General features: G+C 73.0%; 16 protein-coding genes. 4 read left to right on the forward strand and 12 right to left on the reverse strand.

Annotated features, from left to right (window positions below; translation table 11 throughout):
* Nucleotides 1–9 precede the first annotated feature (9 nt).
* Both BGM09_RS08340 and BGM09_RS08345 read right to left on the reverse strand, forming a co-directional pair.
* Nucleotides 10–1,053, reverse strand: a complete 1,044-nt coding sequence (locus BGM09_RS08340) for a PhoH family protein (RefSeq protein ID WP_188280805.1) — start codon at nucleotides 1,051–1,053, stop codon at nucleotides 10–12.
* A gap of 248 nt (nucleotides 1,054–1,301) precedes the next feature.
* A complete protein-coding gene (locus BGM09_RS08345) occupies nucleotides 1,302–2,432 on the reverse strand; it encodes a PfkB family carbohydrate kinase (protein WP_188280806.1) in 1,131 nt (376 codons plus the stop codon).
* Between the two features lie 176 nt (nucleotides 2,433–2,608).
* Here BGM09_RS08345 and BGM09_RS08350 point away from each other — a divergent pair, with 176 nt between their 5' ends.
* Both BGM09_RS08350 and BGM09_RS08355 read left to right on the forward strand, forming a co-directional pair.
* Nucleotides 2,609–3,922, forward strand: a complete 1,314-nt coding sequence (locus BGM09_RS08350; RefSeq protein WP_188280807.1) for a 6-phospho-beta-glucosidase — start codon at nucleotides 2,609–2,611, stop codon at nucleotides 3,920–3,922.
* A gap of 212 nt (nucleotides 3,923–4,134) precedes the next feature.
* Nucleotides 4,135–4,944, forward strand: a complete 810-nt coding sequence (locus BGM09_RS08355) for an HAD family acid phosphatase (RefSeq protein WP_188280808.1) — start codon at nucleotides 4,135–4,137, stop codon at nucleotides 4,942–4,944.
* 15 nt (nucleotides 4,945–4,959) lie between these two features.
* Here the strand turns inward: BGM09_RS08355 and BGM09_RS08360 are convergent, their stop codons facing one another.
* From BGM09_RS08360 to hrcA, 9 genes are all read right to left on the reverse strand, one after another.
* Nucleotides 4,960–5,970 (reverse strand): adenosine deaminase, encoded by a 1,011-nt coding sequence (locus BGM09_RS08360; RefSeq protein ID WP_188280809.1) that lies wholly within the window; start codon nucleotides 5,968–5,970, stop codon nucleotides 4,960–4,962.
* Between the two features lie 31 nt (nucleotides 5,971–6,001).
* On the reverse strand, nucleotides 6,002–6,922 hold the full coding sequence (locus BGM09_RS08365; protein WP_188280810.1) for a ribonuclease Z: 921 nt from the start codon (nucleotides 6,920–6,922) through the stop codon (nucleotides 6,002–6,004).
* Between the two features lie 10 nt (nucleotides 6,923–6,932).
* Nucleotides 6,933–7,289, reverse strand: a complete 357-nt coding sequence (locus BGM09_RS08370) for a histidine triad nucleotide-binding protein (RefSeq protein ID WP_188280811.1) — start codon at nucleotides 7,287–7,289, stop codon at nucleotides 6,933–6,935.
* A 1,192-nt stretch (nucleotides 7,290–8,481) separates the two neighbouring features.
* Complete coding sequence (locus tag BGM09_RS08375) at nucleotides 8,482–11,838, reverse strand: S41 family peptidase (RefSeq protein ID WP_317452593.1); 3,357 nt, start codon at nucleotides 11,836–11,838, stop codon at nucleotides 8,482–8,484.
* Nucleotides 11,839–11,874: 36 nt separating this feature from the next.
* Nucleotides 11,875–12,219, reverse strand: coding sequence for a hypothetical protein (locus BGM09_RS08380; RefSeq protein ID WP_188280812.1), 345 nt, complete (start codon nucleotides 12,217–12,219; stop codon nucleotides 11,875–11,877).
* Nucleotides 12,220–12,416: 197 nt separating this feature from the next.
* Nucleotides 12,417–13,151 (reverse strand): 16S rRNA (uracil(1498)-N(3))-methyltransferase, encoded by a 735-nt coding sequence (locus BGM09_RS08385; RefSeq protein WP_188280813.1) that lies wholly within the window; start codon nucleotides 13,149–13,151, stop codon nucleotides 12,417–12,419.
* A complete protein-coding gene (locus BGM09_RS08390) occupies nucleotides 13,148–14,212 on the reverse strand; it encodes a nitronate monooxygenase (protein WP_411158277.1) in 1,065 nt (354 codons plus the stop codon). The genes BGM09_RS08385 and BGM09_RS08390 overlap by 4 nt, the downstream gene beginning before the upstream one ends.
* A gap of 213 nt (nucleotides 14,213–14,425) precedes the next feature.
* Nucleotides 14,426–15,559, reverse strand: a complete 1,134-nt coding sequence (gene dnaJ, locus BGM09_RS08395; RefSeq protein ID WP_188280815.1) for a molecular chaperone DnaJ — start codon at nucleotides 15,557–15,559, stop codon at nucleotides 14,426–14,428.
* A complete protein-coding gene (gene hrcA / locus BGM09_RS08400; protein ID WP_188280816.1) occupies nucleotides 15,560–16,579 on the reverse strand; it encodes a heat-inducible transcriptional repressor HrcA in 1,020 nt (339 codons plus the stop codon).
* A gap of 250 nt (nucleotides 16,580–16,829) precedes the next feature.
* Between hrcA and BGM09_RS08405 the strand changes: the two genes are divergently transcribed.
* Both BGM09_RS08405 and BGM09_RS08410 read left to right on the forward strand, forming a co-directional pair.
* A complete protein-coding gene (locus BGM09_RS08405; protein ID WP_188280817.1) occupies nucleotides 16,830–17,582 on the forward strand; it encodes an MBL fold metallo-hydrolase in 753 nt (250 codons plus the stop codon).
* Nucleotides 17,583–17,605: 23 nt separating this feature from the next.
* Nucleotides 17,606–18,430 (forward strand): DUF3097 domain-containing protein, encoded by an 825-nt coding sequence (locus tag BGM09_RS08410; RefSeq protein ID WP_188280818.1) that lies wholly within the window; start codon nucleotides 17,606–17,608, stop codon nucleotides 18,428–18,430.
* 30 nt (nucleotides 18,431–18,460) lie between these two features.
* Here BGM09_RS08410 and hemW read toward each other — a convergent pair whose 3' ends face one another.
* Nucleotides 18,461–19,693 carry a radical SAM family heme chaperone HemW gene (hemW, locus tag BGM09_RS08415; RefSeq protein ID WP_188280819.1) on the reverse strand — a complete coding sequence of 411 codons (1,233 nt, stop codon included), beginning with the start codon at nucleotides 19,691–19,693 and terminating at the stop codon, nucleotides 18,461–18,463.
* Nucleotides 19,694–19,722 lie beyond the last annotated feature (29 nt).

Genomic DNA, 19,722 nt, shown 5'->3' on the forward strand with positions numbered 1-19,722 from the left:
GTGAAGTGGTTACTTTCCGTTGGCACCGGTCGCGCCGGCGATGCTGTCGTCGTAGCGCTCGTAGGCGTCCACGATGCGTCCGACCAGCTTATGGCGCACCACGTCCGTGCTCGTCAGCCGGGAGAAGTGGATGTCCTCGATATCGGTGAGGATGTCCTGGATCTGCCGCAGCCCGCTCTTCGTCCCGTTCGGCAGGTCGACCTGCGTCACGTCACCGGTGATGACGATCTTCGAGTCGAAGCCGAGCCGGGTGAGGAACATCTTCATCTGCTCGGCGCTGGTGTTCTGCGCCTCGTCGAGAATGATGAACGCGTCATTCAGGGTTCTACCCCGCATGTAGGCGAGGGGGGCGACCTCGATCGTGCCCGCCGCCATCAGGCGGGGGATGGAGTCGGCGTCGAGCATGTCGTGCAGGGCGTCGTAGAGCGGGCGCAGGTACGGGTCGATCTTCTCGTAGAGGGTGCCGGGCAGGAAGCCGAGGCGTTCGCCCGCCTCGACCGCGGGGCGGGTGAGGATGATCCGGCTGACCTGCTTGGACTGGAGGGCCTGGACGGCCTTGGCCATGGCCAGGTAGGTCTTGCCGGTGCCCGCGGGGCCGATGCCGAAGACGATGGTGTGGGTGTCGATCGCGTCCACGTAACGCTTCTGGTTGAGCGTCTTGGGGCGGATCGTGCGGCCGCGGCTGGACAGGATGTTCTGCGTGAGGACCTGCGCGGGCGTCTCCGCGTCCGGGTCGACCGCCGTGCCGTTGGCCCTGAGCATGGCGATGGAGCGTTCCACCCCGTCCTCGGTCATCGGCTGGCCGGTGCGCAGCACCAGCATCATCTCGTCGAAGAGCCGCTGGACCAGGGCCACCTCGGGGGCTTCGCCGACGGCGCTGATCTCGTTGCCGCGGACGTGGATGTCGACGGCCGGGAACGCCTGCTCGATCACGCGGAGGAGAGCGTCTCCCGATCCCAGGACGGTCACCATGGGGTGCTTGGCCGGTACGACGAAGTGGGCGCGCGCCTGCTGCGGCGGCTGCGGCTGCTGCTTGGTCGGTGTCTGAGTCATGGGCCGGCGCTAGGGCCTGCTCATCCCGCTTTCTGCTGATCGGCAAGCCCGGAGGGGCCTGGGGGTTCCAAGCGTACGACGCCGCGCCGCGCCCGCCGAGGGGATTTGGCGGTGTGCCCGCGGCGGAAGGGGCGCGGGGAGCGCCCGGTCGGGCCGGGGCTCAGGCGGGGCCCAGGCGGGGTTCGGGCAGGGCTCAGGCAGGGCTCAGGCAGGGCTCAGGCAGGGCTCAGGCGGAGCTCAGGCAGGGCTCAGGCGGGGCGGAAGCCGACGGTGGGGACCGCGCGGCGCAGCGGCCAGGGCCGGGGGTCGGTGGGCAGCAGGGCGTCGAGGAAGGCGTAGCGGCCGAGCGGGGAGGCGGGGTCGCAGGGGCCAGGGCCGGCGGCGGCCCGCGCCCGCGCCTTCGTCTGCTGCCACCAGGCGGCGATCTCCGCCCAGCCGGGCGCGGACAGCGAGCCGCCGAACTCCTGCACGGACAGCGCCGCGCACAGCGACGCGAAGGCCAGCCGGTCGGCCAGCGGCCAGGCGGCGAGCGTGCCGGTCACGAATCCGGCGACGAAGACGTCGCCCGCGCCCGTGGGGTCCAGGGCCTCCACGATCAGGGCGGGCACCTCGGCCGTCTCGCCGCTGCCGGAGTCCACGGCGAAGGCGCCCTCGGAGCCGAGGGTCACCACCGCGAGCGGCACCCGCTCGGCCAGGGACCTGGCGGCCTCGCGCGGGCAGGCCGTCCGGGTGTACCGCATGGCCTCCTCGGCGTTCGGCAGAAACGCGGCGCAGTGCCGTAGCCCATCCAGGTCCGCCGGGTCCCAGCGGCCGGTCTCGTCCCAGCCGACGTCCGCGAAGACCTTCGTCCCCGAGGCGGCGGCGGCCCCGATCCACTCCTGGTCCCGCTCCTGGTCGCCCGCCCTGCCGTGGTGCCCGAGCGACGCCACCGCCGCCCGCGCGGGCGGCGGACAGGCGGGCACCGACTCCTGCGCGGGCGGCGCCTCGTGCCCGTGGCTGACCATCGTCCGCTCGCCCTCGTACGCCATCGACACCGTCACCGGCGAGTGCCAGCCGGGGATCCGCCGCGACGGCTCCAGGTCGATGCCCTCGCCCGACGACAGGCTGTCCCAGCAGTAGTCGCCGTACACGTCGTCCCCGAACGCCGCCGCCAACGTCGTCCGCAGCCCCAGCCTCGCCAGCGCCGTCGCCATGTTCGCGATCCCGCCGGGGCTCGAACCCATCCCCCGCGCCCAGGACTCGGTGCCCCGTACGGGCGCGCTGTCCAGTCCCGTGAAGATGATGTCCAGGAACACGGTGCCGGTCAGATAGACGTCGGTCCCCGGGTCGCCCGCCGCGCGGAGCGTGCCAAGGGGGTCGAGAACGGGCATGTCGTCCATCCGGTCACTGTGCCACGGCGTCCGCGCCCGGGGCTGCACGTACCGCCACCTGATGTCGGTCGGCGAACCGCACGGCAGGACCGCGCCGCCGGTGGGGGAGGAACTGCGCGACAAGCCCCCGTCGGGGGAAGATCCGGGGGACGACATCAGCCGGGCAGGACGGAAGGTCACCGCGCATGCGCCTGACGATTCTGGGGGGCGGCGGCTTCCGCGTCCCCCTCGTGTACCGAGCCCTGCTCGACGACCCCACGGTCAGTGACGTCGTGCTGTACGACACGGACCCGCGGCGGCTGCGGGTGATCACGGCGGTACTGGCCACGATGCCGGGCGGCCCGCCGGTACGGGCGACGACGGACCTGGACGACGCCCTGCGCGGAGCGCGGTTCGTCTTCTCGGCGATCCGCGTCGGCGGCACCGCGGGCCGTGTCTCGGACGAGAGGCTGCCGCTGGCGCAGGGCGTGCTGGGCCAGGAGACGGTCGGCGCGGGCGGGGTGCTGTACGGGCTGCGGACGCTGCCGGTCGCGACGGCGGTGGCGGAACGCGTCAAGGCGGTGGCGCCGGACGCGTGGGTCATCAACTTCACGAATCCGGCCGGGATGGTCACCGAGGCGATGAGCCGGGTGCTGGGCCCGCGGGTGATCGGGATCTGCGACTCGCCGGTGGGGCTGGTGCGGCGGGCGGCGCGGGCGGCGGGCGCGGACCCGGAAGGACCGGGCTTCGGCTACGACTACGTGGGCCTCAACCACCTCGGCTGGCTGCGGAAGTTGACGGTCGACGGGACGGATCTGCTGCCGGGCCTGCTGGCCGACCCGGCGGCGCTCGGCACGTTCGAGGAGGGCCGGCTCTTCGGCCCCGAGTGGCTGGCGGCGCTGGGCTCGCTGCCCAACGAGTACCTGCACTACTACTACTTCCGGCGCGAGTCGCTGGCCGCGGTGCGCGCCGCGGACGCCACGCGCGGCGAGTTCCTCGACCGGCAGCAGGGCGCGTTCTTCGCCGCGGCCGACGAACAGCCGGGCCGGGCGCACGAGTGGTGGGAGCGGACCCGGCTGGAGCGCGAGGAGACGTACATGGCGGACAGCCGCTCCGCGTCCGGCGGTTGGGAGCGCGACCCGCACGATCTGGACGGCGGCGGTTACGACCGGGTGGCGCTCGCGCTGATGCGGGCCATCGCGCGGGACGAGCGGACGACGCTGATCCTCAATGTGCCGGGCGGCGGGGCGGTGCCGTTCCTCGACCCGGAGGCCGTGGTCGAAGTGCCGTGCGAGGTCGGCGCGTTCGGGGCGAGGCCGCTGCCGGTGGCGGCGCCGGACGAGCACCAGGCGGGGCTGATGCTGGAGCTGAAGGCGGTGGAGCGGGCGACGATCGAGGCGGCGGCCACGGGTTCGCGCCGGGCCGCGCTGCGGGCGCTCGCGCTGCACCCGCTGGTGGACTCCCCTGCGGTGGCGGCGCGAATCCTGGCGGCGGCGCTCCCCGACGACGGCCGGTGCTGACGGGCCGCCGGGCGCTGACCGGCGGCCGGCGCGGATCGGCGCCCGCCTGTCCCGACCCGCCCGGTGCAACGGCCTCTGAACTGCGGGTTAACTCACGGGAAACAGGTTCGCGGTACCCATACTCGGCGCCACGCGCGTAGACCTCCCTTGACCAGCCAGGATCGACGGGTCTAGGTTCACCGGCACCAACCGAGCGTTGAAGGAGCACCGTCATGCCCCGAGTCCGACTCTCCGCCCGCACCCGCACCTTGGCCGTCACCGTGGTCGCGGCGTCGCTGGGCGCCACGGTCTACGGAGTCGGCGTCGCCGGCGCCCACGATTCCGTGCCGCGCAGCGACAAGCAGATCCCCAACCTCACCGACGTGGTCAGTGAGATCAAGGCGTACTACGGCGACACCGTGGACGCCTCGGGCGAGCACTTCGCGTCGCCGAGCAGCAACTACGCCAAGCAGGTCGCGGGCATCGAGGCCAAGGCCAAGCAGTATCTGGCCCACGAGGTCGGCCACGGCGGCAAGGGCGGCCACAACGGCCACGCGGCCAAGCCCGCCATCGTGCTGGACGTCGACGACACGAGCCTGAACACGTACAACTACGAGCTGGAGGTGGGCTTCGCCTACACGCCCGCCAGCAACTCGGCGTACATCGCGAACAAGAACATGGACGCCGTCTTCGGCATGGAGAAGCTGACCAACTGGGCGGCGGACCAGGGCATCACGGTCTTCTGGGTCACCGGCCGCCCGGAGGCCCAACGCGCCGACACCGTACGGAATCTGGCCGCCGTCGGCTACAAGCCGGCCGCCGACACCGCGCACCTCTACCTGAAGAACGCGGCCAGCCCGCCGTCGTACCTGCCGTGCGGCTCGACGTGCACGACCATCGAGTACAAGTCCGGTACCCGCAAGCACATCGAGTCGCTCGGCTACAACATCGTCGGCAACTTCGGCGACCAGTACAGCGACCTGACCGGCGGCTACGCGGACAAGTCCTTCAAGCTGCCGAACCCGATGTACTTCCTGCCGTAGGACGCGGAATAGGCGTCAGCCGAACGCGTACGCCTCCACCTCGGCCAGGCACGCCGCCCTGCGCGGCTCGTCGTGGTCGAGGAAGGCGGCGAGGAACGAATTACGGGCCAGGGTGCGCTCGTCCTCCTCGGTGAGAGCGAGGGCGGCGCGCACCGCCGCGAAGTTGTCGTCCGCGTAGCCGCCGAAGTAGGCGGGGTCGTCGGAGTTGACGGTGACGCGCAGGCCCTCCGCGAGCATGCGCGGCAGCGGGTGGGCGGCCAGTGAACCGACGCAGCGCAGGCGGACGTTGGACAACGGGCAGACCGTCAGCGGCACTTGGTCGCGGACCAGCCTGGCCACCAGCGCCGGGTCCTCAAGACAGCGGATGCCGTGGTCGATCCGCTCCACGCCCAGCACGTCGAGGGCCTCGCCGATGTACGCGGGCGGCCCCTCCTCCCCCGCGTGCGCGACCCGGCGCAGCCCGGCCGCCGCCCGCTCGTACACCTCGCGGAATTTCGCGGGCGGGTGCCCGACCTCCGCCGAGTCCAGGCCCACGCCGGTGATGACGGCGGGGCCGGCGCCCGAGCCGAAGTACGGGCGCGCCGCCTCGAAGGTGTCCAGCGCCGACCGCTCGGACTCGTCCCGCAGGAAGCACATGATCAGGCCGCCGCTGATCCCGTGCCGCCGCCCCTCGCGCTCCAGCGCCCCGGCCAGGCCCTCCACGACCGTCCCGATCGGCACCCCGCGCGCGAGGTGCGCCTGCGGGTCGAAGAACACCTCCGCGTGCCGTACGCCCTGCTCCGCCGCCCGCGCCAGATACGCGCCCATCAGCTCGGCGAAGTCCTCCTCGGTGCGCAGGACGGCCATCAGCGCGTAGTACAGGTCGAGGAAGGACTGGAGGTCGGTGAAGGAGTACGCCTGCCGCAGCGCCTGGGCCGTCGGGTACGGCAGCGCGACCCGGTTGCGCGCGGCGAGCGCGAAGGCCAGCTCGGGCTCCAGGGTGCCCTCGATGTGCAGGTGCAGTTCGGCCTTGGGGATGGGGGGCATGGCGGGGTTCGCTTTCAAGGGGAGTTCGGGCTCAGCGGCGGCGCGGGACCGGGACGCGGATCAGGTCGTGGGCGACGGTCAGCTCGCCCTGGTAACCGGCCGTCCTCGCCTGCCGCTCGAAGACGGCGGGATCGCCGTAGCGCTGCGAGAAGTGGGTGAGGACGAGGTGCCGTACGCCCGCCTCCCGCGCCACGGCGGCGGCCTGACCGGCCGTCAGATGACCGTAGTCGGCGGCCAGTCCCGCGTCCTCGTCCAGGAAGGTCGACTCGATGACCAGCAGGTCGCAGCCCTCGGCGAGGGCGTGGACCCCTTCGCACAGCCGGGTGTCCATGACGAAGGCGAAGCGCTGGCCGCGCCGGACCTCGCTGACCTGGTCGAGAGTGACACGGTCGAGAGTCACACGGTCGAGGCTGCCGTCGCGTTGCAGCCGGGCGATGTCGGGACCCGCGACACCGTGCTCGGCCAGCCGCCCGGGGAGCATCCGGCGGCCGTCGGGTTCGACGAGCCGGTAGCCGTACGACTCGACCGGGTGGGAGAGCTTGCGCGCCTCCAGCGTGAACGCGGGGGTGGTGGCGAGGACCCCGTCGGCCGCGACCGGCGCCTCGCGCAGGTCCGCGGCCTCGTGGTACGCGGTGGCATACCGCAGCCGCTCGAAGAAGCGCTGCCCGCCGGCCGGGTAGTGCGCGGTGACCGGGTGCGGTACGCGGTCGAGGCTGATCCGCTGGAGCACACCCGCCAGGCCCAGCGAGTGGTCGCCGTGGAAGTGCGTGACGCAGATCCGGGTGAGGTCGTGCGCCGCGACGCCCGCGTGCAGCATCTGCCGCTGGGTGCCCTCGCCGGGGTCGAAGAGGATCGCCTCGCCGTCCCAGCGCAGGACGTAGCCGTTGTGATTGCGGTGCCGGGTCGGCACCTGGCTGGCGGTGCCGAGGACGACCAGTTCGCGTACCGACAAAGGCCGGACCTCAGACCAGCCGCTGGAGGTCGCGCCCGCCCAGTACGTGGGCGTGCGCGTGGAAGACGGTCTGTCCGGCGCCGGGGCCGGTGTTGAAGACGATCCGGTAGCCCGTCGTGTCGACCTTCTCCTGCGCCGCGACCTCGCCCGCCTCGCGCAGCAGGTCGGCGGCTACCAGGGGCTCGGCCGCCGCCAGCGCGGCGCCGTCCGGGTAGTGCACGCGGGGGATCACCAGGACGTGGGTCGGGGCTTGCGGGCTGATGTCGCGGAAGGCGACGGTGGTCTCGGTCTCACGGACGATCGTCGCGGGGATTTCGCCGGCCACGATCTTGCAGAACAGGCAGTCCGCCTGCGGCTCTCCCGCCATGGTGGCGGCCCCCTTTTCGTACGGATACGGGTCGCGTGCATGCTATCCGCCGCTCGCGGTTCGCCGCTGTGCGGCTTGTGTTTCCCGCCCACCCGCCCACCCGTGCGGGTGCTTTCTCCGTCTGCGGGTGCCGCCCGTGCCTGGTCGGTCCCGGCCCGGGATACCTCCTCGAAATCCGTAACACCTGGCCCCTCGTATCCAGTGACCTTCTTGTCAACGTATTTCTGCGGGGGCACCCCGCCCCGTCCCCTCCGGGTCCATCGGCGTCCGCCTGTCCGGTGGGGGTTGCCGGGGAGGGGGGTGGGTGGGGGCCGGGCCCTGCGCCACCTGACCGTCCAGCCGGGGTGGGCGGGAGGGGGGTGGGTGGGCTCGGGTACGTCGGCGGCCGCCCGCCGGTGGGGGTGGGCGGGAGGCTGGGGTGGGCGGGCTCGGATACATCGGCGTCCGCCTGTCCGGTGGGGGCTGGGGTGGGTGGGCTCGGGTACGGCGGCGTCCACCTGCCGGGGTGGCTCAGGGGGTGGGCGGGTTTGGGTACGGCGGCACCCAACGGTCCGGTGGGGGTGGGTGGGGCTCGGGTACGTCGGTGTCCACCTGCCGGGGTGGGTGGACTCGGATACGTCGGCGTCCACCTGCCGGGGTGGGCGGGTTTGGGTACGGCGGCGTCTGACGGTCCGCTGGGGCTCAGGGGGAGGGGAGTCGGTGGGGCCGGGCCTTGCGCCACGCGACGTCCAGCCGGGTGGGCGAAACCGGGTGCGTGAGGTGTTGTGGGACCTGCGTGACCAGGAGGGTGAAGGTACAGGCCCGGCGTCACCCGACCGTCCACCAGGTGGGTGAAGTACGGGCCTTGCGCGCCCCCAGGGTGCACGTAAGCACGCGGCGGCTCGCCGATAAGCCCCCCGCCCGCCTGGACGGCCAGGTGGCGCAGGGCCCGGCCCCCACCCACACCCCTCCCGGCAACCCCCACCGGACAGGCGGACGCCGACGGACCCAGAGGGGACGGGCCGGGGTGCCCCCGCAGAAATGCGGTGACAGGAAGGGCGCCGAATCAGCAAAGAGCAGGCAGCCGCATTTCGAGGAGGTACCCCGGACCGGCACCGACCAGGCACAAGCGGCACCCGCAGACGAACAACACACCCGCACGGGTGGGCGGGCGGGAAAAACAAGACAACAGAACGGCGAACCGTAGGACGGATCAGCCGGCGACGTCCGGCAGCGCCGGCGGCCTCTTGGCCGGGACCTCCTCCAGCGCGGCAAGCGCCATGGCAACGGCAGTGTCGAGTTGCGGATCACGACCGGCAACCGAATCCTGCGGAGCGTGAACGACCTCGACGTCCGGATCGACGCCATGGTTCTCGACCCCCCACCCGTACCCCTCCAGCCAGAAGGCGTACTTCGGCTGCGTGACAGCCGTCCCGTCGACCAGGTGGTACCGGTTGTCGATGCCGATGACACCGCCCCAGGTGCGGGTACCGACCACAGGGCCGATGCCGAGAGCCCGGATCGCGGCGTTGACGATGTCCCCGTCGGAGCCGGAGAACTCGTTGGCGACGGCCACGACCGGCCCCCGCGGGGCATCCTGCGGATAGCTGACCGGGTGCGCGTCGCGCGGCAGGTCCCAGCCGACGACCCGGCGGGCCAGCTTCTCCACGACGAGCTGCGACGTATGGCCGCCCCGGTTCTCGCGGACGTCCACGACCAGGCCCTCGCGGGCGACCTCGACGCGCAGGTCGCGGTGGAGCTGCGCCCAGCCGCTGCCGACCATGTCGGGCACGTGCAGATAGCCCAGCCGCCCGCCGGACGCGCGGTGGACGTGGGCGCGGCGGTCGGCGACCCAGTCGTGGTAGCGCAGCGGGTCCTCGTCGGCGAGCGGTACGGCCACGACATGGCGTACGGGACCGCCCGCGGCGGGCGCGACGGTCAGTTCCACCGGCTTGCCCGCGGTGCCGACCAGCAGCGGCCCCGGTCCCGTCACCGGGTCGACGCGGTGGCCGTCCACCGCCAGCAGGAGGTCGCCCGCGCGGACGGCGACGCCGGGCGCGGCCAGCGGGGAGCGGGCGTACGGGTCGGAGGACTCGCCGGGCAGCACCCGGTCGATCCGCCAACCGCCGTCCTCCGTACGGGAGATGTCCGCGCCGAGCAGGCCCTGCCGGTGCAGCGGGTCGAAGTGGCCGCCGGAGGGGATGACGTAGGCGTGCGAGGTGCCCAGTTCGCCGTGCAGTTCCCACAGCAGGTCGATCAGGTCGTCGTGGGTGGCGATCCGGTCGAGCAGCGGCCGGTAGCGCTCGCCCGCCGCCGCCCAGTCGACACCGCCCATGTCGGCGCGCCAGAAGTTGTCGCGCATGAGCCGGTGCGTCTCGTCGTACATCTGCCGCCACTCGTCCTGCGGGCGGACGGTGACCCGGACTCGGGTCAGGTCGACGGTGACGGAGCCGCCGGACTCGTCGTCCGCGTCGGACTTGCTGTCGGCGGGCGTGATCCGCAGCCGCGAGCCGTTGGTGAGCAGCACTTTGGCGCCGTCGCCGGTGACCGCGAAGGCGTCGGCGTCGTCGGCGATCTCCTCGATACGGAGCTGCGCCAGGTCGTACCGCTCCAGCACGGTGTGGGGCGGCTGGGCGTCCGTGGTGGCCAGGGCCGCGCCGAGCGCGCCGACCAGCGGGTGGCGCAGCCACAGCACACCGCCCTTGGCGGCGCGCAGCCCCGAGTACTGCCCGGCCTCGACGGGGAAGGGCACGATCCGGTCGGCCAGGCCCTCCAGGTCGACGCGGGTGACGGGCGTACGCGGCCGGTCGTCCTTCTTGCCCTCGCCGCCGCTCTCCTTACCCGCGCCGTCCTGCTCCTCCCTGGACGGGCCGGACGAGCCGGCCGGGCCGTCCTCGTCGGCGTCGTCGGCGTCGTACGGGCGGCCGTAGCGCTGCGGGCCGAACGGCGAGGGCGTCGTCGCGCACAGCGTGATCAGGTGCGGGCGGCAGGCGTTGGGGAAGGACAGGTCGAAGACGTGCGCGTCGTAGACCGGGTCGAAGGCGCGCTCGGACAGGAACGCCAGGTGGCGGCCGTCGGCGGTGAAGGCGGGCGAGAAGTCGTTGAACCGCAGCGGGGTCGCGTCGGCCACCGACAGGTCGGCGGTGGCGGCGATCTTCAACTGCCGCAGCTCGCCGGGGCCCGGCTGCGACCAGGCGAGCCAGGCCGAGTCGGGAGAGAAGGCGAGCCCGGAGGCGTCGCCCGAGTCACCGGCGATCACCTCGCGCACCTCGCCGGTCTGCGTCTCGACCAGCAGCACCCGGCCGTCGTGCGAGGCGACGGCGATGCGGTGGCCGTCCGGCGAGACCTCCATGCGCAGCACCCGGCCCAGGCGGCCCGCGGCGAGCCGGCGCGGCGCGGCGCCGGTCGGCAGGCCGACGGCGGGGGCGACCTCCAGGGCGTCCTCGCCGTCCGCGTCGGTGACCCACACCACCTGCTGCTCGCCGTCGGCGCCGCCCTGTCCGAACACCCGCGGCAGCCGGGTACGGACGCCGGGGTCGGCCGCCAACGCCCGTGCCGGGCCGCCGCGGTGGGTCAGCCAGTGCGTGGTGCCGCGGATCTCCAGGGCGCTGCCCCGGCCGGTGTGGTCAGGGCGCGCGTCGCCGAGGTGCCGGGTGGCGCGTACGGGGTACGGCCGCAGGTCGGCGCGCTGGCCGCCGAGGCGTACCTCGATCTCGCGCGGCGCCGCCTCGGGGTCGGCCAGGTCGTCCAGCAGATGGACGCGGCCCCCGGCCGTGTACGCCACGCGGGCGCCGTCGGTGGCGGCCTGGCGCGCGTAGAAGCCGTCGATGCCGTCGGCGGGGGTGTGCCGGCGCAGGTCGGTGCCGTCGGGCAGGCTCGAATAGAGGGCTCCGGCGCCCTCGTGGTCGGACAGGAACGCGATACGGCCGCCGACCCACATCGGGCACTCGATGTTGCCGTCGAGGTCCTGGTGCACCCGCTCGAAGGCGCCGTCGCCCGCGCGGTCGATCCACAACTTGCCCGCCGTGCCGCCGCGGTAGCGCTTCCAGTGGGCGGCTTCCCTGCTCATCGTCGGCGACTGGATCAGCACCGCGCCGTCCGGGCCGTACGCGAGATCGCCGACCGGGCCGTAGGGCAGGGTCCGCGCGGGTCCGCCGTCCAGCGGCACCGCCCGCGCCCAGGTCCGCCGCGAGGACGCCTCGCCGTACGGCGTGATCGCGACCAGTTCGCCCTCCGGCGTCCAGGTCCGCACGGCCGTCCGTACGTTGCCCCAGTACGTCAACCGGCTTGCCTGGCCGCCCTCCAGGGGCGCGGCGTGCACCTCGGGCGCCCCGTCCCTGGTCGACGTCCACGCCACCCACTCGCCGTCGGGCGAGACCCTGGGCCGTCCGACCGGCATGTTGTCGGCGCTCACCCGCCACGCCCGGCCGCCGTCCAACGGCGCGACCCACACGTCGTCCTCGGCGGCGAACGCGAGGAAGTCGCCGTGCGGGTGCGGGTGTCGGAGGTACGAGGGCTGCGGCGCGCTCGGGCGCGGCTGCCGCGTCACGTGCTGGTCGTGGTCGGTCACCGCGCCAGCCTATGGGCTGTCCCGTAGCGACGGCGATCATGTTTGCGCCGAGCAGTTTCCGAGACCCCGTACATCGAACACGGTCTTCTTTCCGACCACCGCGGTCAGGTGACCCTGGACGCACTTGTCGTCCAACTGCTTGGTCACCGTGCCCTTTACGGTGATCTTCTCGTCGTGGTCGGTCCGGCCGAGGCAGTCGACCCTGTCCTCGGCCTTGCCCGTCGTCGCGCTGCACGACAGCCAACTCACGTCGATGTTGTCCTTCTTGAGCGCCCGCGTCGCCAACTGGTCGGTCGTCGCCGACACCGCGCTGGCCCCCAGCCCGTCCGCCGGGTCGCATCCGCTGATCGTCATCGCCACGAGGGCGGCCGTTACGGCCATTCCCCCGGCTCCCCATGTCCCCATCCGTCCCATCCCCCCAAGCTCCGCCCGCGACCGCCCTCCCGTAAATCCCCCGAAGGCAGGACCTTCCCCTTACGGGTGCCTCCCCGCCCGCTCGGCGTGTGAACTCATCGGGCGCTCAACCCTGTTCGGCCCGTCCGGGGCTTGAGGACGCGAGGGCGGGTGGGTGGGGGAGGTCAGGACCAGCGGCCGGTGCGGGCGAGGAGGACGGAGGCGGCGGCCACACCGGCGGTGGAGGTGCGCAGGACGGTGGGGCCCAGGCGATAGGCAGTGGCGGCGAGCGTGGCGATCTCCTCGGCGGAGACCCCGCCTTCTGGCCCGACGACGAGCACGACCGACCCGGACGCGGGCAGGACGGCGGAGGCCAGGGCGGCCGAGCCCTCCTCATGGAGGACCCCGGCGAATTCCGCGCCGGCCAGCAGCCCGGCGACCTGACGGGTCGTCATCAGGTCAGCCACGGAAGGAAACCGCAGGCGCCGCGCCTGCTTGGCGGCCTCCCGCGCGGTGGACCGCCACTTCGCCAGCGCCTTGGCGCCCCGGTCCCCGCGCCACTGGGTGACGCAGCGGGCCGCCGCCCAGGGAACGACGGCGTCGACCCCGGCCTCCGTCATGGTCTCGACGGCCAGCTCCCCGCGGTCCCCCTTGGGCAGCGCCTGGACGACGGTGATGCGCACGGCGGGCTCGGGTTCGACCCGTGTCTGCCGTACCTCGACGTCGAGCACGTCCTTGCCGGAGACGGCGGCGACGACCCCGTACGCACCGCGCCCGCCCCCGTCCGTGAGGACGATCGCCTCGCCGGGCGTGAGGCGGCGCACGGAGACCGCGTGCCGCCCCTCGGGCCCGGTGAGGGTGACGGTGGACGGGGAGCCGTCCAGCGCGGCGGGTTCGACCAGGAAGACGGGGGCCGTCATGCGAGCGCCTCCCGGGCGGCGTGGAGTTCTTCGACGAGGAGTTCGACCAGGCGTCCGGCGGAGACGTCACGGGCCAGCCGGTGACCCTGACCGGCCCACAGGGCCATGCCCTGCGGATCGCCCGCCGCGGCGGCGGCCTTGCGCAGTCCGGAGGTGAGGTGGTGGATCTGCGGGTAGCCGGGCGGCGCGTACGGCCCGTGCTCGCGGATGAAGCGGTTGAGCAGCCCGCGCGCGGGCCGCCCGGAGAAGGCGCGGGTCAGTTCGGTGCGGGCGAAGACCGGATCGGTGACGGCCCGCTTGTGCGGCGGACTCGCCCCGGACTCCGGGCAGACCAGGAACGCCGTGCCGAGCTGCGCCGCGTCCGCGCCCGCCGCGAGCACCGCCGCGACCTGCCCGCCGCGCATCAGCCCGCCCGCCGCGATCAGCGGCAGCTGCACGGCCTCGCGTACCTGCGGCACCAGCGACAGCAGCCCGAAACCCGCGCCGTCGAGCTGCGGGTCGTCGCGGTGCGTGCCCTGGTGTCCGCCCGCCTCCACGCCCTGGACGCACACCGCGTCCGCCCCCGACCACTGCGCGGCCAGCGCCTCGGACGGCGAGGTCACCGTCACGACCGTGTACGTACCGGCCTTCGCGAAGGCGTCGAGCACCGGGCGCTCCGGGCACCCGAAGGTGAAGCTCACCATCGGCACCGGGTCCTCCAGCAGGATCGCGACCTTCGCGTCGTACGCGTCGTCGGTCCCGCTGTCCGGGTCGCCCAGCGGCGTCCCGTACCAGGCGGACTCCCCCGCCAGCTGCTCGGCGTACACCGCGACCGCGGACGGGTCCGCCGTCGCGGGCTGCGGCATGAACAGATTCACCCCGAACGGGTGCGAGCTGAGATGCCGGACCTGCCGGATCTCCTCGTACATCGCGTCGGACGTCTTGTACCCGGCGGCCAGAAAGCCCAGGCCGCCCGCCGCCCCCACGGCCGCGGCGAGCTGCGGATTCGACGCGCCTCCGGCCATCGGCGCCTGAATGATCGGATACGCCGAGAACGACGAGAGATCGGTCAACGCGGACATGCCGTTCATCGTGCCATGCCGCCTCCCGGCGAGGTGCGGTACCCCGTGCAGGGCGCGGCCCCCGCGTCTGCCTCACGTGAGGCAGTGCCTCGTTTCTCAGTGGCGCGGGGAACCCCCGCCCCCCTGAAAGAACCAGCCCCCCTGAAAGAACCAGCTCCCCTGAAAAGACCGGCTCCCCCCGAAGGGGGAACCCCCGGGAGGAGCGCGGGCGCGCTAGCGCCCGTTGAAGGCGTCCTTCAGACGGGAGAAGAGGCCCTGCTGGCCCGGCGCGAACTGCCCCAGGGGCCGTTCCTCGCCGCGCAGGACGGCGAGCTGCCGAAGCAGATTCTCCTGCTCGGCGTCGAGCTTGCTGGGGGTGAGGACTTCGACGTGCACGACGAGGTCGCCGCGCCCGCCGCCGCGCAGGTGCGTGACACCGCGCTGGTGGAGCGGGATGGACTGGCCGGACTGCGTACCGGGCCTGATGTCGATCTCCTCCAGGCCGTCCAGCGTCTCCAGCGGGCACTTGGTGCCGAGGGACGCGGCCGTCATCGGGATGGTGACCGTGCAGTGCAGGTCGTCGCCGCGCCGCTGGAAGACGGCGTGCGGGACCTCACGGATCTCGACGTAGAGGTCACCGGCGGGGCCGCCGCCGGGGCCGACCTCGCCCTCGCCAGCGAGCTGGATACGTGTGCCGTTGTCGACGCCCGCGGGGATCTTGACGGTGAGCGTACGGCGGGAGCGGACGCGGCCGTCGCCCGCGCACTCGGGGCAGGGGGTGGGCACCACGGTGCCGAAGCCCTGGCACTGCGGGCAGGGCCTGGACGTCATGACCTGGCCGAGGAAGGACCGGGTGACCTGGGAGACCTCGCCACGGCCACGGCACATGTCGCAGGTCTGCGCGGCGGTGCCGGGCGCGGCCCCCTCGCCGTTGCAGGTGCCGCAGGTCACGGCGGTGTCCACCTGGATGTCCTTGGTCGTGCCGAACGCGGCCTCGTCCAGCTCGATCTCCAGCCGGATCATCGCGTCCTGGCCGCGCCGGGTGCGCGAGCGCGGCCCGCGCTGCTGCGACTGCCCGAAGAAGGCGTCCATGATGTCGCTGAAGTTGCCGAAGCCCGCGCCGAAACCGCCCGCGCCGCCTCCGCCACCGGCGGCCAGCGGATCGCCGCCGAGGTCGTAGACCTGCTTCTTCTGCGGGTCGGAGAGCACCTCGTAGGCGGCGTTGATCTCCTTGAACCGCTCCTGCGTCTTGGGGTCAGGATTGACGTCCGGGTGCAGCTCGCGGGCGAGCCGGCGGAACGCCTTCTTGATCTCGTCCGGGCCTGCGTCGCGGCGCACGCCGAGAACGGCGTAGTAGTCCGTGGCCACTTACGACTCCGCCAGGATCTGTCCGACGTAACGTGCCACTGCGCGTACCGCTCCCATCGTTCCGGGGTAGTCCATGCGGGTCGGTCCGACCACGCCGAGTTTGGCGACTGCCTCGTCGCCCGAACCGTAGCCGACCGTCACCACCGAAGTGGAATTGAGCCCCTCGTGAAAATTCTCGTGACCGATCCGTACGGTCGTCATGCCGGAGTCCTTGGCCTCGCCGAGCAGCTTGAGGAGGACCATCTGCTCCTCCAGGGCTTCGAGCACCGGCCGGATCGTCAGCGGGAAGTCGTGGTTGAACCGGGTGAGATTCGCCGCGCCGCCGAGCATGATCCGCTCCTCGGTCTCCTCGACGAGCGTTTCGAGGAGCGTGGCGAGCACGGCGGTGACCGCCGGGCGGTCGTCCGGGTCGAAGCCGTCCGACAGGTCCTGGACCAGGGGGGGCACGTCAGCGAAGCGGCGGCCCACGACCCGGCTGTTGAGCCGGGCGCGCAGGTCGCCGAGCACGGTCTCGCCGATCGGCGCGGAGCAGTCGATGAGCCGCTGTTCGACGCGGCCGGTGTCGGTGATCAGCACGAGCATCACCCGGGCGGGCGCGAGCGGCAGCAGTTCCACGTGCCGGACCGACGAGCGGGTCAGCGACGGGTACTGCACGACGGCCACCTGCCGGGTGAGCTGCGCGAGCAGCCGTACCGTACGGCCGACCACGTCGTCGAGGTCGACCGCGCCGTCCAGGAAGTTCTGGATCGCGCGGCGCTCGGCCGACGACAGCGGTTTGACGCCCGCGAGCTTGTCGACGAAGAGCCGGTAGCCCTTGTCGGTGGGGATGCGGCCAGCGCTGGTGTGCGGCTGGGCGATGTACCCCTCGTCCTCCAGGACCGCCATGTCGTTGCGTACGGTGGCGGGCGAGACGCCCAGCCGGTGCCGTTCGGTGAGCGCCTTGGAGCCGACCGGCTCCTCGGTCCCGACATAGTCCTGGACGATGGCACGCAGCACTTCGAGCCTGCGTTCGCTCAGCATCGCGCACCTCCAGCCGTATGGCCTCGTCCGTCTACCGGTCCTTGAAACCGCCCTGGCCTGGCACTCCTGCGTTTCGAGTGCCAGCCGCCCCGGAGCAAGTGTACGGCGAGGTAGCGAGGGCGAGGCAAGGGCACCGTACGGGTGGGCGAAGTGTGGCGGGATGGGCGGCGGTCCGGGGTGACAGGGCGGCGCGGGAGGAGGCGGCGGGGACGACGGGCGGCGCGGGCGCGGCGGCGATAGCGTCGGTCACGTGAGATCTGCGGAACCGGCGGAGCCGGCGGAGGGCACGGGGTGGGAGCAGTTGGCTCCCGGTGTCGCGCGGCGGCGGCTGCCGCATCTGGATGTGACCATCGGACTGGTGGTCGGCGACGACGGTGTGCTGCTGGTCGACACCGGCTCCACGCTGCGGGAGGGCGCCGAACTGCGGGCCCAGGTCGAGGCGCTGACCGGCCGGACCGTGACCCATGTCGCGCTCACCCACGGCCATTTCGACCACGTCTTCGGCACGGCGGCCTTCCCCGGCGCCGAGGTGTACGGGCAGACGTCGCTGACCGCGCTGCTGCGGCGCGAGCGGGAGGCGCTGCGCGAGTCGGCGGTCGCTTTCGGCACCGACCCGGCGGAGGCGGCGCGGGCCGCCGAGGCCCTGGTGCTGCCCGGCCACCAGGTCAGCGGTGAGTACGCCCTGGACCTGGGCCGCGACCGTCCGGTGCTGCTGGTCCACCCCGGCCCGGGGCACACCCGCAACGACCTGGTGGTGGTCGTGCCGGGCGCCACCCCGAGCGATCCCGCGGTGGTCTTCTGCGGCGACCTGGTCGAGGAGTCGGGCGAGCCGCAGGCCGACGACGACGCGGCGCCCGACCGCTGGCCCGGCACCCTGGACGCGCTGCTCGCCCTCGGCGGCGAGACCGCCCGCTACGTGCCCGGTCACGGCGCGGTGGTCGACGCCCGCTTCGTACGGGCCCAGCGCGACGCGCTGGCGGCCCGCTTCGGGTCCGTCGCGTAGCCGCCCTGGCTACGATCTCCCTCATGCGCAGCAGGAGTTACGACGACCCAAATCTCACTCCGCCATGGAAGCGGAGTACGCCCGCGCCCGAGGTGGCCGCCGAGCGGGATCTGGTGGTGGAGGAGGTCGGCACCGGTTTCTGCGGGGCCGTGGTGCGGGTGGAGAAGACCGCCGAGGGGCTGACGGTCACTCTGGAGGACCGCTTCGGCAAACATCGTGTCTTCCCGATGGAGCCGCGCGGCTTCCTCATCGACGGCAAGCAGGTCACCCTGGTGCGCCCGCAGGCGCCGGGCCCGCGCGGCCCGCTGCTGTCCGCCTCCGGCTCGATCGCGGTCACCGACGCCAAGGCGCGGGTGGCGCGGGCGGGGCGGATCTACGTGGAGGGCAAGCACGACGCGGAACTGGTCGAGCGGGTCTGGGGGCACGACCTGCGCGTCGAGGGCGTCGTGGTCGAGTACCTGGAGGGGGTGGACGACCTCCCGGCCATCGTCGACTCCTTCTCACCGGGTCCCGACGCCCGCCTGGGCGTCCTGGTCGACCACCTGGTGCCGGGCTCCAAGGAGTCCCGTATCGCGGCGGCGGTCACCGGGGCGAACGTCCTGATCGTCGGCCACCCCTATATCGACGTGTGGGAGGCCGTGAAGCCGGCCTCCGTCGGCATCCGGGAGTGGCCGCGCGTCCCGCGCGGCGAGGACTGGAAGACCGGGATCTGCCGCAGCCTCGGCTGGAACATGACCACGGGTGAGGCGTGGCAGCGGATCCTGGCGTCGGTCCACACGTACAAGGACCTCCAGCCGGAATTGCTGGGCAGGGTCGAGGAGCTGATCGACTTCGTGACAGCGCCGTAAAACTTCGTGACGGCGCCGTATAAGGAGTCTCTAGTCCACCAGGTCCCGTACGACGGCGTCGGCCAGCAGCCGGCCGCGCAGGGTGAGGACGGCGCGGCCGTCCGCGTAAGGACCGGCCTCCAGGAGGCCGTCCGTTACCGCGCGGGCGGCGGCGCGGGCGCCCTCCTCGGCGAGGAGGTCGAGGGGGCAGCCGTCGGCGAGGCGCAGTTCCAGCAGGACGCGCTCGACGCGGCGGTCCTGCGCGGTGAGGATCTCCCGTCCCGCGCCGGGTGAGCGTCCTTCGCCGAGGGCCTGCGCGTAGGCGCCGGGGTGCTTGACGTTCCACCAGCGCACCCCGCCGACGTGGCTGTGGGCGCCGGGCCCCGCGCCCCACCAGTCGGCGCCGGTCCAGTACAGCTCGTTGTGGGTGCAGCGCCCGGCGGGGGTGGTGGCCCAGTTGGAAACCTCGTACCAGCTGAAGCCCGCGGCGGCCAGCCGCTCGTCCGCGATGAGGTAGCGGTCGGCGTGCACGTCGTCGTCGGTCATGGGCACCTCGCCGCGCCGGATCCGCCGGGCGAGCCCCGTGCCCTCCTCGACGATCAGCGCGTACGCGGACACGTGGTCGGGACCCGCGGCGACGGCGGCGTCCAGGGAGGCGCGCCAGTCGTCGTCGGACTCCCCCGGCGTGCCGTAGATCAGGTCGAGGTTGACGTGCTCGAATCCGGCGGCGCGCGCCTCGGCGACGCATGCCTCGGGCCGCCCGGGGGTATGGGTGCGGTCCAGCACCTTCAGTACGTGCTGCCGCGCGCTCTGCATCCCGAACGACACCCGGTTGAAGCCGCCCGCGCGCAGTTCCGCGAGGTAGCCGGGGTCGACGGACTCCGGGTTGGCCTCCGTGGTGATCTCGGCGCCGTCGGCGAGGCCGAATTCGTCGCGGATCGCGGCCAGGGCGCCGACGAGGTCGGCGGCGGGCAGCAGCGTCGGGGTGCCGCCGCCGACGAAGACCGTCTCGACCGGGCGCGGGTCGTCGCCCAGGACCTTCCTGGCCAGCCGGATCTCGTCGGTGAGCACGTCCGCGTAGTTCTCGCGGGAGGCGAGGGCGCCGCCCGAGCCGCGCAGCTCGGTGGCGGTGTAGGTGTTGAAGTCGCAGTAGCCGCAGCGCGTCGCGCAGTACGGCACGTGCAGGTAGAAACCGAGCGGCCGGTCCGCCGCCCCGTCGAGCGCGTGCGCGGGCAGCGTCCCGTCCGCGGGCACGGGCTCACCATCAGGCAGTACGGAAGGCATCTGTCCAGTATCCGGTACGCGCGAGGTGC

It is taken from the genome of Streptomyces sp. CBMA29 (assembly GCF_014596445.1).
In the GTDB taxonomy this organism is placed as follows: Bacteria; Actinomycetota; Actinomycetes; order Streptomycetales; family Streptomycetaceae; genus Actinacidiphila.

Coding starts and splice junctions, on each gene's coding strand:
- BGM09_RS08355 (WP_188280808.1), top strand. CDS start 4,135: ATGCCCCGAGTCCGACTCTCCGCCCGCACCCGCACCTTGGCCGTCACC.
- hemW (WP_188280819.1), bottom strand. CDS start 19,693: ATGCCTTCCGTACTGCCTGATGGTGAGCCCGTGCCCGCGGACGGGACG.
- BGM09_RS08340 (WP_188280805.1), bottom strand. CDS start 1,053: ATGACTCAGACACCGACCAAGCAGCAGCCGCAGCCGCCGCAGCAGGCG.
- BGM09_RS08410 (WP_188280818.1), top strand. CDS start 17,606: ATGCGCAGCAGGAGTTACGACGACCCAAATCTCACTCCGCCATGGAAG.
- BGM09_RS08390 (WP_411158277.1), bottom strand. CDS start 14,212: ATGTCCGCGTTGACCGATCTCTCGTCGTTCTCGGCGTATCCGATCATT.
- BGM09_RS08380 (WP_188280812.1), bottom strand. CDS start 12,219: ATGGCCGTAACGGCCGCCCTCGTGGCGATGACGATCAGCGGATGCGAC.
- BGM09_RS08360 (WP_188280809.1), bottom strand. CDS start 5,970: ATGCCCCCCATCCCCAAGGCCGAACTGCACCTGCACATCGAGGGCACC.
- BGM09_RS08345 (WP_188280806.1), bottom strand. CDS start 2,432: ATGGACGACATGCCCGTTCTCGACCCCCTTGGCACGCTCCGCGCGGCG.
- hrcA (WP_188280816.1), bottom strand. CDS start 16,579: ATGCTGAGCGAACGCAGGCTCGAAGTGCTGCGTGCCATCGTCCAGGAC.
- BGM09_RS08370 (WP_188280811.1), bottom strand. CDS start 7,289: ATGGCGGGAGAGCCGCAGGCGGACTGCCTGTTCTGCAAGATCGTGGCC.
- BGM09_RS08385 (WP_188280813.1), bottom strand. CDS start 13,151: ATGACGGCCCCCGTCTTCCTGGTCGAACCCGCCGCGCTGGACGGCTCC.
- BGM09_RS08350 (WP_188280807.1), top strand. CDS start 2,609: ATGCGCCTGACGATTCTGGGGGGCGGCGGCTTCCGCGTCCCCCTCGTG.